12 protein-coding genes, 3 tRNA genes and 1 pseudogene are annotated in these 14,585 nt (G+C 61.8%); 12 read left to right on the top strand and 4 right to left on the bottom strand.

All coding sequences use genetic code 11. The annotated features are described in order from the left end of the window. Window positions 1-26: 26 nt before the first annotated feature. Window positions 27-1,511: a glycoside-pentoside-hexuronide (GPH):cation symporter gene (locus BREU_RS04955; RefSeq protein WP_044088980.1), complete on the top strand. Its 1,485-nt coding sequence runs from the start codon at window positions 27-29 to the stop codon at window positions 1,509-1,511. 513 nt (window positions 1,512-2,024) lie between these two features. On the opposite strand, the gene BREU_RS04950 is transcribed toward BREU_RS04955, so the two are convergent. Then, window positions 2,025-2,097: transfer RNA gene (locus tag BREU_RS04950), tRNA-Phe, on the bottom strand. Between the two features lie 44 nt (window positions 2,098-2,141). Then, window positions 2,142-2,215, bottom strand: a tRNA-Asp gene (locus tag BREU_RS04945). A 463-nt stretch (window positions 2,216-2,678) separates the two neighbouring features. Between BREU_RS04945 and trmB the strand changes: the two genes are divergently transcribed. Further along, window positions 2,679-3,560 (top strand): tRNA (guanosine(46)-N7)-methyltransferase TrmB, encoded by an 882-nt coding sequence (trmB, locus tag BREU_RS04940; protein WP_044089049.1) that lies wholly within the window; start codon window positions 2,679-2,681, stop codon window positions 3,558-3,560. A 325-nt stretch (window positions 3,561-3,885) separates the two neighbouring features. Then, window positions 3,886-3,957: transfer RNA gene (locus BREU_RS04935), tRNA-Glu, on the top strand. Between the two features lie 159 nt (window positions 3,958-4,116). Here BREU_RS04935 and BREU_RS12640 read toward each other — a convergent pair. Further along, window positions 4,117-4,377, bottom strand: a pseudogene (locus BREU_RS12640) (helix-turn-helix domain-containing protein); the annotation flags it as partial. A gap of 132 nt (window positions 4,378-4,509) precedes the next feature. On the opposite strand from BREU_RS12640, the gene BREU_RS04925 reads away from it, so the two are divergent. The 8 genes from BREU_RS04925 (at window position 4,510) to BREU_RS04900 (ending at window position 8,757) form a co-directional block, all read left to right on the top strand. Next, the gene (locus tag BREU_RS04925) at window positions 4,510-4,761 is read left to right on the top strand and encodes a helix-turn-helix domain-containing protein (protein WP_223847824.1); all 252 of its coding nucleotides are present in this window, start codon (window positions 4,510-4,512) and stop codon (window positions 4,759-4,761) included. Window positions 4,762-4,847: 86 nt separating this feature from the next. After that, on the top strand, window positions 4,848-5,021 hold the full coding sequence (locus tag BREU_RS12150; protein ID WP_162834849.1) for a hypothetical protein: 174 nt from the start codon (window positions 4,848-4,850) through the stop codon (window positions 5,019-5,021). Between the two features lie 41 nt (window positions 5,022-5,062). Continuing rightward, entirely contained in the window at window positions 5,063-5,218 is a 156-nt protein-coding gene (locus BREU_RS12145; RefSeq protein WP_162834848.1) for a hypothetical protein, read from the top strand. After that, entirely contained in the window at window positions 5,215-6,426 is a 1,212-nt protein-coding gene (locus BREU_RS11510) for a helix-turn-helix domain-containing protein (RefSeq protein ID WP_043164871.1), read from the top strand. The genes BREU_RS12145 and BREU_RS11510 overlap by 4 nt, the downstream gene beginning before the upstream one ends. Further along, window positions 6,423-6,950 (top strand): WhiB family transcriptional regulator, encoded by a 528-nt coding sequence (locus tag BREU_RS04915; RefSeq protein ID WP_043164869.1) that lies wholly within the window; start codon window positions 6,423-6,425, stop codon window positions 6,948-6,950. Before BREU_RS11510 ends, BREU_RS04915 begins: the two co-directional genes overlap by 4 nt. Window positions 6,951-6,993: 43 nt before the next feature. Next, complete coding sequence (locus tag BREU_RS04910) at window positions 6,994-7,833, top strand: AAA family ATPase (protein ID WP_044095834.1); 840 nt, start codon at window positions 6,994-6,996, stop codon at window positions 7,831-7,833. Between the two features lie 130 nt (window positions 7,834-7,963). Continuing rightward, the gene (locus BREU_RS04905) at window positions 7,964-8,371 is read left to right on the top strand and encodes a hypothetical protein (RefSeq protein WP_043164849.1); all 408 of its coding nucleotides are present in this window, start codon (window positions 7,964-7,966) and stop codon (window positions 8,369-8,371) included. A 17-nt stretch (window positions 8,372-8,388) separates the two neighbouring features. Next, complete coding sequence (locus tag BREU_RS04900; protein ID WP_223847823.1) at window positions 8,389-8,757, top strand: hypothetical protein; 369 nt, start codon at window positions 8,389-8,391, stop codon at window positions 8,755-8,757. A 102-nt stretch (window positions 8,758-8,859) separates the two neighbouring features. Here the strand turns inward: BREU_RS04900 and BREU_RS04895 are convergent, their stop codons facing one another. Then, the gene (locus BREU_RS04895) at window positions 8,860-9,873 is read right to left on the bottom strand and encodes an Abi family protein (RefSeq protein WP_043164848.1); all 1,014 of its coding nucleotides are present in this window, start codon (window positions 9,871-9,873) and stop codon (window positions 8,860-8,862) included. 389 nt (window positions 9,874-10,262) lie between these two features. Between BREU_RS04895 and BREU_RS04890 the strand changes: the two genes are divergently transcribed. Next, entirely contained in the window at window positions 10,263-14,558 is a 4,296-nt protein-coding gene (locus BREU_RS04890; protein WP_044088981.1) for an LPXTG cell wall anchor domain-containing protein, read from the top strand. The last annotated feature ends 27 nt before the right edge of the window (window positions 14,559-14,585 follow it).

The following is a 14,585-nucleotide window of genomic DNA, read 5'->3' as shown; positions in this document are numbered from 1 at the left end:
ACTTCAGGTCGCAAGGAGGCCACAACATGACTGAATCCACATCACATCATCCGGAAGCATCGGAGCGAAGCGGGACGGGCGGATCTACGCGCAATATCGGACGTCGTGTGGCGTATGCGGTGGGTAATTTGGGTCAGGCGGCGTTCTATAACACGATGAGCACGTTCTTCATCACGTTCGTGACGACGGCGTTGTTCGTGAACGTGGACAAGGCGTTGGCGGCGCGCATGATCGCGGTCATCACGGGTCTGGTGGTGGTGATCCGCATCGCGGAGATCTTCCTCGACCCGCTGCTGGGCAATCTCGTGGACAACACGGACACCAGGTGGGGCCGGTTCCGCCCGTGGCAGTTCATCGGCGGCATCGTGCCGGGCATCCTGCTGGTGATGGTGTTCACCGGACTGTTCGGCCTGGTGGACGTGAACACGGGCTTGTTCATGGTCCTGTTCGTCGTCGTGTTCATCCTCCTGGACGTGATCTACTCGCTGCGCGACATCTCCTACTGGGGCATGATCCCCGCGATCTCCACCGACTCGCATGAACGCGGCGTGTACACCGCGCTGGGCACGTTCACCGGATCGATCGGCTACAACGGCGTCACCGTGATCGTCGTGCCCATCGTCAGCTGGTTCACCTTCAAGTTCACCGGCCAGTGGGCGCAGGGCCGGTCCGGCTGGGCCGCGTTCGCGATCATCATCGCCGTGCTCGGCCTGATTACCGCGTGGAGCGTCGCGTTCGGCACACGCGAGAACCAGGACCAGCTGCGCGCCAAGGCCCGCGAGGGCGGCAACCCCATCCAGGCGTTCAAGGCCATCGCCCAGAACGACCAATTGCTCTGGGTCGCATTGAGCTATCTCCTGTACTCGGTGGCGAACGTGGCCACCACCGGCGTGCTGTTCTACCAGTTCAAATACGTGCTCGGCGCGCCGGACAGCTTCTCCATCGCCGGAGTCATCCCGATCGTCACCGGACTGGTCACCACGCCCCTCTACCCGGTGCTCAACCGCCGCATCCCGCGCCGCTGGCTGTACGTGGCCGGCATGGCGTTCATGATCGCCGGCTACACGCTGTTCATCATCAACCCCATGAACCTGCCCATGGTCATCGTCGCGCTCGTGTTGTTCTATCTTCCCGCGCAGACCATCCAGATGACCGCGATCCTGGGCATGACCGACTCCATCGAATACGGGCAGCTGAAGACCGGCCGGCGCAACGAGGCCGTGACCCTGTCCGTGCGGCCCATGCTCGACAAGATCGCCGGCGCCCTCTCCAACGGCATCGTCGGGTTCGTGGCCGTCGCCGCCGGCATGGTGGGCGACGCCACCGCCGCCGACATGACCGCCGCCAACATCCGCACCTTCAAGACCTGCGCCTACTACCTGCCATTGGGCGGCATCATATTGAGCCTCGTCGTATACCTCCTCACCGTCAAAATCGACGAGAAAATGCACGAGCAGATCGTCACACAACTCGAGCAACAACTCAGCCACGGCGACGTCGACGTCGACTGACGCCATTCGCGCGAATCGGTTATCGGCCACTGGTTTTCGGGTTGTCGGCTGTCGGCTACTGGTTTCCGGGTTGTCGGTTGTCGGCTGTCGGTTGTCGGCTGTCGGCTTTTCGGGTTGTCGGCTTTTCCGCTGTATGTTCGCGCTTCAACGCAACCGCCGCGAACATACAGCCGATTCCGCGCCGCTAAGAGACTGTATGTTCGCGGCATCCTTGTTCGGACGCGAACATACAGCCGATTCACGCGCTGTAATCTGTCGTAAGACCTCACCAAACGTACGCTGAGTAGGAGCCAATGTACGTTTGGTGAGGTTGTGTATGAATGAGCTTGGGAGGGGACGACCTAAGACAAAGTTAGACCGGTCAACAGGCGGTGTGCTGCAAGATCGCCCCTGAGTCACTTTGCTAGTGAATGTGCTGGGTTTATGCTGGGCTGAGGAGTTTATGCTGGGTTGCTTCCGGAATCAAGAAACCCCGCAAGCCTTGGAATGATTGGCTTGCGGGGTTCCGCGTAGTGGCTCCGAACGGCGTCGATCCGTTGACCTAGCGATTTTCAGTCGCTCGCTCTACCAACTGAGCTACAGAGCCATTGAATAGTTTCGGATTTGACGAATCAAACCTTGACCATCCAGCGACCCCGGCCGGACTTGAACCGGTGACCTCCGCCGTGACAGGGCGGCGCTCTAACCAACTGAGCTACGGGGCCGTGTTCTCTGTCTTGCAACAGACAACAGATAAATATAATACTGGAAAACCATATTCCTGCAAATTACGGCGTGTCTATAGTGTTTTCAACGGTTTGCGGCAGTTGCTGTGACTGAGGTAAGCGATTGTGATTGTGGTTGCGATGTCGGCTGAATGTGTGCGCAGTTGTTTTTCGTGGCTCGTCTCGCTGATAACAGGGATCTATCCCTCCCATGGAAGCGTCGATGGTGGCCCATACATCTGAAGGCCATTGCTGCTGGGGCATTGCCGCTCTGGCGATTGTGAGACTGGCATTCGAATATCGAGTGCTGTATTGGTCGATGGTGGAATCGAGGCAGTCCCTGTTCCGTGAGGTGTCGGACTCACTGGCGAACCAGCCGGCTTGGCATGGCGGGTGGCACAATGGACGGATAGCGAATTCGTACAGTGGCATCAGCAATCTTGACGAAAGGCCAAGCAGCATCATGACCGTTACCCAAGTTCCCGTCGAGCCGACGCACAACAATCCGGACGTCGAGCATGCCGTCGAGCATGTTGACGACGACGGCGCTCCTTCGCATCCGCTTCATAAGGTGTTGTCTTTCGTGCGTCGTTCCGCACGACTCGACGCTCGTTTGCAGCGTGCCTGGGACAATTACGCCGACACGTATCTGTTGGATATCGCTGCCGGCAATGGTCCGCTTGACGTGCGCGAAGGATTCTCGCTGACTAAAGCGTACATCCATTCCATCTGGGGCAATGATAATCCGCTGATTGTGGAGATCGGCACCGGTCAGGGGGAGAACGTGGTTGCCGCCGCGGCCGCCCATCCGGAGATTAATTTCCTGGCGCTGGAGGTCTATGACCCTGGTGTGGCGCATACATTGCTGTTGGCCGGCAAGCAGAATCTGACCAATATCCGCATAGCGCAGGTCAATGCGGCGGAACTGTTCAAGGTCACCGAAACTGGCGTGCTTGCTGAGGTCTGGACGTTCTTCCCGGATCCCTGGCCGAAGAAGAAGCATCACAAGCGTCGCATCGTCCAGCCCGCACTTGCGGACAATATTCATCACGCGCTGCGGCAGGACGGCGTCTGGCGCATCGCTACCGATATCGAGGATTACGCGTTGCACGTGCACGAGGTCATGGATCATCGCGAGGGTTGGGAGAATCTCGGCACGGTGGCCGTGAGCCTCCCGTTGGAGCATGTCGGCAAAGGCAATGCTGATATGGCTGACGGCATGCCACACGCGGACTTCATTGAATCCGAGCGGTTCGAGGGGCGTGTGCTCACTAATTTCGAGAAGAAGGGCATCGACGCCGGAAGAGTAATTCACGACTTCACCTATCGGGCGAACGCTCTCTGATAGGACTTGGCGCGCGAAGACGCAAATGGGGTGTGCGGGGTGGGGCACTGTGTTTCAGACAGGTGTCTCCATCCCGTTCGCTCGCATGTGCATCGCGCTGCATGGCTGCGCGGCCATTGGGGAGTATTCGCGTTACGTCGCGCGGCTGAATCCTACGCTGAATCCTGCAGACGGTGGGATGTGACTTTCATGATTTGCGATTAGCGGCTGCACTGCTGTACGGCGACAGTTGTAGAGGTTGTACCCATGTCTTCTGCCTCGACACGCCGATGAGGTGTCGATTTGCGTCGCATCGGGTTCATCAGTATAGTTACACGAGTTGTCCGCCCCCATCGTCTAACGGTTAGGACACCAGACTTTCAATCTGACAACGAGAGTTCGACTCTCTCTGGGGGTACTCACCGGCTCCGGGCTCCACGAGGTATCGTGGCCCGGAGCCTTTTGTTTCCAACGGTTTCAGGCCGCCAGCTTGGCCTTCAGTTGCTCGCACAGGAAACCCGGCGGTGGCCACTGCCACCAAAGATGCACCTCCGTCACTGTTCATTCCGCGCATCATCTGCTCGTACATCGACGCATCCAGCAGGGAGAGCGGGGGGACGTTGAAGAATTCCGCCACTGCGGCGATGTCCTGGATGGTCCAGGAAGTCTTGCCGGTCATCTTCGCGGACACGGCGCCCCTCTTCAGCCCCAGTGCCGCGCAAAGTGACTGCTGGGTCATCCCGCGGCCGGTCAGCTGCATGTTGACGTTCCAGATGAATACCCTCTGCAGGTAGTCGCCGAGTCCATTGGATTCGGTCGACGGTTCGATTTTTGCCATATCAAGTCCTTTCAGATTAGAGTTGTCCAATATCGATGGACATAATCCTACAACAATGATTTGCCGCTGTGCAAGTTTCTTGCTATATTGTCTATTGTGAATGGACTGACGGCAAAAATAATGGATTCTCCGATGCGTCGTTATATGACGGCGGCGGGTCTGAGCTGCCGAGACCTCGCGAGGGAGATGGGTACGTCCAAATCCTCGGTCGCGGGAAAGGTCAACGGCTCGATACCGTGGCAGCAGTCCGACCTGATCTGGCTGGCCATTCACCGAAACCTGTCCCCTGGGTATGTGCTCGGCATCGACGCCTATCTCACGGATGGCGGGTGGAAACCCGAAACGAGAATCCCCGGACCGGCTGGAACCCGGCGCGGGGATTGAACGGCAACAACCATGGAGCCGCGGGCGCGCATATCCGCCAAGATCAGACGCCCGTCGTTCCGATTCCCCGAAGGAGGGTCATCGCCATGACCGATTCTACCAATACTGCCGGCATTCGCCGGGCATCTGTCTTCGAGCCTAATCGCCAGCGCGACGCCGTGCGGCGGACGACGCGGGGTGGCGGCAACGTCGATCTGCGCATCGCGAAGGCTCATGTGCTGTCCATGCTCGCCCACCCGTCCCGGGGCTCGCGCCGCTGAGGCGCGCGTCCGCGGACCGTTTCCCCGATACCGGCCGAACCATGTGGTGGTTGGTCGTTGCCGCCGTGTGCATGTCCGGCGGCGTTCTCTCGTATGCGTTGTGCCGCGCCGCCCGTCTGGGCGACGACATCGGCGCGAGACTGCGCGAACGCCGCGAAGCGGACCCGGCGCATGACGGCGGGAAGGTCGAGCGATGAGCAGCAGAGCCGAGAACTGGGCATGGGAGCGCGACGACGTCAAGGGCATCACCAAGTTCGTGCTGGTGTATCTGGCCCGCCGCGCCTATTACGACGATGGCGCCGCCGCGTGGCCGAGCGTGGAGACCATCGCGTTCAATTGCGGGTGCTGTGAGCGCACCGTGATCCGTTCGTTGCAGGAGCTGGAGCGCAAGGGCTACATCAGGCCCGGCGACCAGGAGATGTCGGCGCGTAACCCGCGCACCCGCAAGCCGATCGCCAAGGGGCACCGCTCGCGCGTGTGGGACGTCGTCATGGACGGCGACCATCCTGCCGAGAACATCGAGGAGAAGCCCCGGAACCTGGACGCGCTGGCGGAAGGCGACGGCAAGCCGGATCCGATGAAGGACAATTTGTCACCCGACGGATTGTCACCCGAGCCGAAGGACGTGGAGCCGAGGACAAATTGTCCCGGAATCTTGGACAGAAAGTCACCCAATAGACAAGTGATAAACAATTCTCCCCTCATCCCCTTCGGGGATGCTCCCCTCAACGCCGAACAAGCCTCCACGAAGCCGGTCGCCGACCCGAAGCCCGAACCCGTTCCAACGACCGATTGGGGCAGGGCCCTGCCTCCAAGGGGTTGCAGGAACCCGCTATGGGTGCCCGAACCCGGCAAGCTGCCTGAGCCGGTCACGGAACGCGCAGGCCAAGAGGTGCGCGTGCTCGACGGCATCCGCCGGCGCATGCTCGCCGTGGACCAGAGGTTCGATGTTCCGGCGACCATGGCCGACCGCAAGGCCGTCCACTCGCTGCTGATCGACAGGCCGTACGGCGAGATCGTCGCGACGATGGACTGGGCGTACCGCAACCGCTACTGGCTGCCCCGGCTCACCAGCGGCGCCAGGTTCGCCGCGAACTACGTGCAGCTGCGGCTGGAAATGCTCACCCATCCCGATCCGACGGGCAAGCGGGCGCCAGACGCCCCGCTGCCGGTCGTCAAGGATCCCAACCGGGCGATACCGGTCAGCTCGTCGTCCGCGAGCCGTGTGCCGATCTACGGGGCTGCGCTGCTGCGCACCTCGCTGTGCCAGGAACACATCGAAGGCGTCATCTCGCAAGAGACGTGCCCGGTATGCGCGTACGACAAACGCAACCACGCCACCCACGACGTCGCCGGACGGCGCAAGACGAAGACAGGCGCGCCGGCGGAGGCGGTGCGGCCATGAGCGGGGACGGGCAGCGTCTTGAGGCGTGGAAGAAGGCCGGCGAATGCCGCGACTTCCCGCAACCATGGTCCGACTACCTGTGGTCGCTGGAGTTCGAGCACCGTCCCGGCGACGCGAAGGCGTTCCACTCGGTCGCCAAGGCCGTGTGCGAACGATGCCCGGTACGCGCCGAATGCCTGGCCTACGCGGCCAGCGGCGGACTCGAATGGGGCGTGTACGGCGGCAAGGTGTGCACCGACCGGCGCAGGATCGCGCGCATGGCCGAAGCCGACGGCGTCCCCTGCCGGGACCGCGGCCTGCCGTGGCCGCAACGCTGGCGGCTGCTCACGGACTGGATACGCGCCCACCGGAACGTGTTCGACGAAGCCACCGACGAGGCCAGCGCCGAACGCCAACAACGACGCCTGCGCGCACGGGGCAGGACGGCCGATCGCCCCGCCCCACATGAGCCGTCAGACAATCAAACAATCAAGCAAGCAGGAATCCAAGCAATCCAGCAAGCAAACAATCAAGCGACCGACTGACCAGGTTCGCATGATCGCCGACAGTCGCAAAGGAGAAGAACGAATGCGCATCGCCATAGCCAACGCCAAGGGCGGGGTCGCGAAGACCACGTCCAGCATCTACATCGCCTCGGTCATCGTTTCCAGAGGCGGCAGGGCCGTCGTGTACGACGCCGACCCACAGTCCAGCGCGAGCCTGTGGGCCGCTGCCGCGGAACAGACCGCGGACCCGCTGACGTTCGACGTGCTGCCCGCCAACCAGGCCACGCTCCGCCAGCTCGCCGCGGGAGCCGACCCGGACGAATGGGCGATCATCGACGCGCCGCCGCAGGGGCCGACCCTGGACATGGCCATCAAGGCGGCCGACTTCGTGATCGTGCCGGCATCGGACTCGCCCATGGACCTCCAGCAGGCATGGAGCACCCTCGACATGGCCAGGATGAGCACGCCCGCCGCGCTGCTGCTGGTCAAGGCCGAACACAACACGAAGGCGTTCCGCGACACCATGGACGCCCTCAACGCCATGGACACTCCCCGGTTCGACACGATCGTGCCGAAGGCCCAGTCCTACAAGCGTTCGCTCGGCACCAACCCGCACCAGCTGGGCGAATACCGCGACCTCGTCACCGAACTTCAGCAAATCGCCGGAAGCAGGAGTGAGACCATGCAGGGCAACTACCAGCCACTGGCACGACCTGTGCCGTTCGACGACGTGCTGCGCCAGCAGAACAAGACATCCAAGGCCACGGGCGAACCGTTGGTCATGCTCTCATTGCGCATACCCGTATCGCTCAAGACCCGGCTCAAGACCACGGCCGCCGCGCACGACCTGCCCATGCAGCAGCTCCTGCGCGACGCCATCGAACGCGAGCTCGACCGGCTCGACGGCGACGACGAGCCGTAACCCGTCAGACAATCAAACAATCAGGCAATCCGACAATCCAGCAAGCAAACAAGCCGACAGCCAAACATTCAGGCAGTCAAACATGCAGACGCGATCCGGCAAGCCGGCGCGTCTGCGGAAAGGAGACACTATGGACTATTCGATGGAGGTCTCCGTGCTCGGCGACCGGATCAGCATCGGCGAGGAGGCGCACGTCATCACCCTCGGCGTGAACACGGGATTCCCCGCGGGCTCCACGGCGGGACTGGCGTACACGCTCTCGCCATTGCAGGCCCGCGTGTTCGGCGCGCAGATGCGCGCGGCCGCGGACGCCGCGGAGGGACATCCGGGCATGCCGTCCGACGAGGAGGTGAACGCGGCGGCGAAGGTGTTCTGCGGCGGCGTGTGGAACGGGTTCGACCCCGCCAGCATGATGCCGACCGAACAGTTCGACCGGTTCTGGGGCGACGGTGAGGGCCACCAGCTCTACCTGGAGATCGCGCGCCACGCGCTCATCGCCGCCCGCATGTCCATCCTCGCCGGGCAAAACGAAAGCTGACAAGCAAACAAGCCCGCATGCAGACAATCAAACAATCAAACTTGATTGCATGCAGGCAAGCTGACATGCAAGCAATCAAGCAAACCAACAATCAGGAAAGCAAACAATCCAACAATCAGGAACGGAGCAGAACCATGAACGACAACCACAACGAAAACGAGGAGCCCTTCGACGGCACGAGCGAGGATTCCACGCTCGAAGACCAGATGAGCGCGCACATCGCGGCCATCGCCGCCAGCGGCGTCGCCGCCGAAGCCGAAGCCCTGGCCAACCGGCAAGCCGACATGGCGGCCAAGGAACGCCGCGAAACCAGACTGGCGCTCCTTGCCGCCGTCACCGTCATCGCAGGTCTTATGGCCTATGTAATTACTCGCATCGTCAAATAAAGACGATGTTTCTGTCGCTTATCATTTCAGGGACGGGTAATTCCTTGGATCCACGTCCCTGAAAGGCGCGCGTTTCCCCATTTATGCAATTAGGATGCCCCGTCAATGAGCTGAGCCATTGACTCGCCACAGCGGCGACACCCGCCATCCGTCAGGGAATCCCATATCAGACTTCGGAATCTGAGGGTGCCTATCCATAAGGGAGATGAATTTCTCCGTCCACGCGGGTCCGTCGATCTGGGATGTCAGGTAGTTCTCCATGGTGAGGAATGCAGCAGGGCCGGAGGACTTACGGAAGATATCCCAATCGTTACCCCACCAACCCTTTGCATGGGATCCGCTGCGATGCTTCGGCAGTTTCGGCGCTATGCGGGTGCTGGTTTCGTTCCAGAAGCGATCATGATGCGCGGTCATGTTCCGGGCCTGCCGGATAGTCTCAAGCCAATTGGAGAGGATTTTGGCGTCGCCGCGTACGGCGGGATTCGGGTTGGGGTTGAAGATATGCAGCTTGGTGGCCAGCTTTCTCTTGATATGGTCTGGCGCACCTTGGTAGAAGTTCTCCTTGAGTGTTCCGTAGCTCAGGCATCCGACGATCATCCAGTACGGAGGCAGCGGATCACTGTAGGTACTCCGGAAATGCCTGAGGTACGGAAGATTTGATTTGGTGAATGTCGAACGCAACGAGGAAAGGCAAGCCAGATGGTCGTCATAGCTCAACCCCGGGAGTCCTTCCCGTGTCATGTAGCCGAATTCGCCGCCGAATACCGATAGCTCATGGGCGAGGAAGCTCTTGAGATAAATCTCGATGGTGACGATGCCGTCGAATACCAGCATCCGCAGTTCCTGATCGAACAGATACCTATCCCAGATATCCTTGAATTGCACATCTTGACGGAAGGGCAATGAGCGCTTCGCCGACTGCTCCGATACCGGGGTGAGGAACGGATACCAGTATCCTTTCAGCCGAAAGTATCCCACTTGCTCGATTCGACGCTCAAGGAGCTCGCGACTTATTCCGGACAAACCGTTGTCAATGAGCTTGGCCGATAAATCATCCAATGATTTCGGCGGATGCTGCGGATAGGGGCGGAGCTGTGGAGTATCATTCTCGTCCATCGTTCCTCCGATAAGAAAAATGCCACCCTAGTGTGCTTCAGTGAGAGGCAATGGTGGCTTTTAACATCGCTAATTGTAGCGAATATATCGCCTTTCGTAAAGATACAGAACACTCCGTACATCTAGTATCCAAAGCAAAGCAATGCACTAAATGTAGTATCCGCGTCATGTTTCATCCATGAACGGGTTGCCAATCTTCGTCACATGTCCGCCGCAGCATCGCTCGATGCGGGGTGATGCTGATGGTGCGTCCGGGGTCCGGCGGCCGGCCGTCGGGCTTGCGGGCGTGCTTTTCTTCCAGGGACCCGGGAGGAGGCGGGTTCTGGAGTCCCCGTCTCCTCCCTTTCCCGGAGAGGGGCGCTTCTGTCGTATGTGGGAAAGGATTTCGTATGAGGTTCGGGAAGAAGGGCACCGGTGCGGTGGCGTCGATCACCGCCGCCGCGGCGTTGCTGGCCTGCTTGGTTCCGGTCGCGTTGGCCGATAACGGTGGCGGCGGTTCCGGTGAGGACGGTGGCGGTTCGGGCGGTGGTCCGACGCAGACGGCCGATGTGCATTGGATCTACAAGGATTCGTGGCCGGCCACTCTGGATGGCATGAAGACGGCGTTGAGTGACGCGAAGGTGCGTCTGTCGTCCGATCTGGCGAACGGGCAGAACCAGTTCGTGAACATGAACAAGACTTTGAGCGACGCGATCGATGAGTGCCAACGCTCCTATACGGGTGAGGGGAACGCGGACTGCCGTCTGGTGGCGGTGGGCTACGTGCGATTGGCGGATGGTTCGTTCAACGGCAGCTATGTGAGCTCGAACGCGAAGAACCGTTGGGAGGCGCAGTGGAAGGCCGAGGCGAAGGGCGACTACACGTATCAGGGCCAGAAGTACTCGACTTCGACCACATGGAAGGACAAGCTCGGCACGCGCAGCGTTGACTCTCTGGCGCAGGAGTCGATCAACTCCAACCCGAACGCCTCGTTCCGCGTGATCGTGCTGGCGCAGAACCAGCCGCCGGTCGATTACAAGCTGAACGTGGCCACCAGCCACAAGCAGAAGACCGACATGCAGGTCGGCTCCACCGACCCGATCGGCGACGTCATCCATGCAGACAACGGCGGTTCCGCGATCAAGGAGACGTTGAACGGCACCGCGATCATCCATTACGAGAACGGCCCCTATCTGCCCGCGAAGAGCGTGAGCAAGTCGATCAGCTTCTCCAGCAATGGGGATACCCAGCTCGACAATCTCGCCTCGCCGAAGGATTTCGGCATGAAATACTGGGCCGAGGGATCGTACTGGATCGACATCCAGGTGCCCAAGCAGGGCCGCATGCAGGCGGCCGTGGACACCGCGGACCGTGACCCGGCCGAATCCTGGAAGGTGAGCTCGGTGCCGCCCGAACCCCCGGTCAAGAAGATCGAGGACGGCGTGAGCGCCGACCGGATGACGAACCGCACCACCATCACGTACGGCACCGGCCGCGGCGGCTACGAGATGCGTTTCCGCGACGTGATCGAACCCAACGGCGTCGAATACTCCGTGGACAACTACAGGCTCATCGACAGGACCGACGGCAACCGCGACGTTTCCGGCGAGTTCGAGATCACTTGGGACAAGGCGTCGAACACGGTGTCGGCCGCGCGTTCGGCGGACAAGGGCGAGATGTCCATGGACCATGTCTACGAGTTCAGCTTCGACGTGACCGTGTCAAAGCCCTCCGACTTCCAGCAGGTCAAGGACCATGCGTGGGGCAAGTGGAACCATGAGCCCGAGGCCGACGCCGGAACGAAACAGTTCGATACGTGGCGGCCGAATCCCGACAAGAGCTGGATCCGCCTGAACGCGAAGGGCCAGTGGGAGGCGGTCATCGACCCGAAGGAGACCAACCGGACCGGCGCCGACGATATGACGCTTCTGGACGGGGACCGGGTCGCCTCGGTGGTCAACGGCACCATCGCCAAGAACCTCATCCAGGCCCCGGAGACCCTGACGCTCACGGACGACTGGTCGGCCGCCGACTACCTGTTCGACGCCGACGACAAGTCGAAGATCAAGGTGTACGAGGCCGACGCCGGCACCGATCGCGAGTCCAGCGTCACCGACATCGCCAACCACGGCAGGGACGTCACCGACCAGTGGACGATCACGATGGAAGACACCACGGTGACCGCCACCGCCGGCCGGGCCTACCGCGAGGGATTGAAGGGACTGAAGACCGCGAAGCAGGTCACGCTGCTCATCCCAGGCAAGGCGGCCTACGCCAACGGCAAGGGCGCGGGCCAGGTGCGCGACGACTTCGACAAGCAGGCGAACGACGAACTGTCATTCTGCACCGCGCCGAACGGCAAGGCGCTGACGAACAAGGGCTCCCAGACCGTCAACACGCACACCATCCCCACGAACGAACCGAAGATCTGCGGTTACATACCGCCCGTCGTCAAGGACGTGGTCGGCGAATCCTCGCAGGGCGGCGACCAGGCGTCCGTGGACGGCAGGGTCGTCTACCCGGGCCAACGCGTGGAATACCGTCTGGAGACCCAGCCCCACCTGCCCGGCAATCTCGCGTACTCGGTCAGCGAGGTGGCGGTCACCGACACCTACGACGAGCATCTTGAAGTGGACAAGCAGACCCTGGAGGTCACCGACCTGTCCACCGGCAGGTTCATCCCGAAAACCGAGTACGAGACCCAGTGGAACGACGCGCAGCACGCGGTGCGCCTCGTGTTCTCCGACGGGTACGTGAAGACCAACTGGCGCAACGGCGCGAACCCGCGCATCATCGTCCGCTTCGAGGGCACGGTCGCCAAGGACGCGCCCACGGACACCAAAATCGGCAACCAGTGGGCCCTGACCCTGAACAACATGATCACCCCGAGCAACAAGGTATGGAACGAGCCGCCCGACTTCACGCCGGTGAAGAAGGACACCCAGGCCGACCCGTCCATCAGCATCGACGGCAAGACCGCGCTGCTGGGCGACCGGATCTACTACCGCGTGACCATCGACGCCAAGCAGACCAACCAGGCCTACAAGGTCTGGAGGCTCGGCATGACCGACGACTGGGACGACGAATACCTCTCCCTCGACGTCAAGCGCATCGAGGTCACCGACACCGCGACCGGCAAGGACGTGACCGCGAAGTTCAACATCGCGGCGATCGACGGCGTCGCCTACGTGTACGCCAAGACCGCGGACACGAAGGTGCCGGCCACCGGCGAGACCATCAAGGGCGACCCCCAGCCCAAGAACCTCAAGGAATACGCCGAAAAGAAGGACCACGACCCGTTGAAGGAGCCGGCCATCGACCAGTCGATGCTGGGCACGAGCTACGAGGTGAGCCTGCCGATGACCGTCATCAAGGTCACCGACGGACATATCGTGAAGAACAAGGCCACGCAGGTCGTCAACGACACCCGCAAGGACACCAACGAGGTCGCCAACCCCCTCAAACCCGTCAACCCCTCCAAGGACGTGGTCGTGAGGGTGAACGGCGAATCCATCGACAAGCGGAGCGTGTACCTCAACAGCCTGTTCCTCTATCGCCTCGACAGCTCCGTGCTGCCCGCGCACCGCGCCTACCAGAAGGTCACCGACTGGAGCATCACCGACCCGCTCGACACCGAGCATGACCAGTACACCGGCCAATGGGCCGTATACGCCATGCGCGACCTGACCGAGCAGGGCAAGGTGATCGCCCGCAAGGGCGTGAAGATCGCCGGCAGCGGCTTCGACGCCAGTGTGTACGGCGGCGAACTGTTCACCCTCGCGCAGGACGACAAGGGCGTGGTCACCGTTACCGCGACCCAGCGCATGCTCGATCTCGTCAGCGGCAACGACGAAAGCGAGCAGGCATGGACCGCGTTCATCCAGTGCAAGCGCGTCAAGACCGGCGAACACATCGCCAACCGGTTCGACGAAACCATCAACGGCACCAAACGTCCTTCCAACCAGGTCGAGACGCACACGCCCGACATGACCCCGAGCCTGAAGATCGAGAAATGGGACGAGGCCTCCGGCTGGCCGGCCGGCGACCGCGACCAGGTCAAGGACGCGCTGGCCATGCAGGGCGACACGCGCATCGTGTTCACCATCACCAACACCAGCACCACCGACCCCGACACCAAGCAGGGCGCATGGTACCGAACCAAGGACCTGAACCTCAAGGACCAGCTGGTCGCCGGCGACGGCCGGGTGACCGATCTCGAATACCCCGCCGATTGGGACAGCCGCATCCTCAAGCCCGGCGAGAGCGTCGAGGTCAAGGGCGTCCTCAAGGGCGTGACCGGCCATCACACCGACCGCGCCACGGTCACCGGCACGCCGTTGGTTGAATGCGTCGTCTCCGACCCGGATCCGTTCGACGGCAAGGACGAGACGTCCGCGCCTGATGATGCGGTCACGATCGACGGCAGGCTCGTCTGCCCCGACACCGAAGTGGTCAGCAACACCGACGACTGGAACGGCTACCGGACCGGGCTCGCCCATACCGGCGCCGCCGTCCAGGGCGTGATCGCGGCGGCGATCACCCTGCTCGCCGTCGGCGTGGGACTGGTCGCCGCCCGCAGGTTCAGGCGCGGGAACAACGCCGCCGGCCGCCACTCCGGCACGATGCAACCCGTCGATGCCGAGGATGCCGACGCGGATGACGTCGAAACCGTGGATTCGGTTCCCGGCGGGCAATCCGTGGGCTGACCGAAGCGGCGGGGACCGTTCTCCGCC

This window comes from Bifidobacterium reuteri DSM 23975, assembly GCF_000741695.1.
GTDB classification, from domain to species: Bacteria; Actinomycetota; Actinomycetes; order Actinomycetales; family Bifidobacteriaceae; genus Bifidobacterium; species Bifidobacterium reuteri.
The sequence above is the reverse complement of the archived record's forward strand: the minus strand, read 5'-3'. Positions and strand labels throughout refer to the sequence as shown.